Here is a 313-nt window from a genome sequence, read left to right on the forward strand (position 1 = left end):
GCGCCTGATCGGCTGATGATCGACAGCACGCACCTGAAGGCTCACCGCACCGCAGCCAGCCTGCTCAAAAAGGGGCTTTTCCCCGCTGCATCGGCCGAACAAAGGGCGGCCTGAACTCCAAGCTCCACGCCGTCTGCGACGGCCAGGGACGCCCTGTCCTGATGCTGCTGACCGAGGGGCAGGCCAGCGACCATCGCGGGGCCGCCTTGATGCTGCCTCACCTGCCGCCCGCACGAGAACTCATTGGCGACCGCGGCTATGACAGCGGGCGCTTCCGCGCCGCCCTGCAAGACAAGGGCATCACCCCCTGCAT

At 67.4% G+C, this 313-nt stretch carries 1 pseudogene; it reads left to right on the plus strand.

Annotated elements, in window-relative coordinates:
- Positions 1 to 313, plus strand: a pseudogene (locus tag ACFHPP_RS31445) (transposase); the annotation flags it as partial.

Source organism: Falsiroseomonas sp. E2-1-a20 (assembly GCF_051433195.1).
Lineage (GTDB): Bacteria > Pseudomonadota > Alphaproteobacteria > Acetobacterales > Acetobacteraceae > Falsiroseomonas.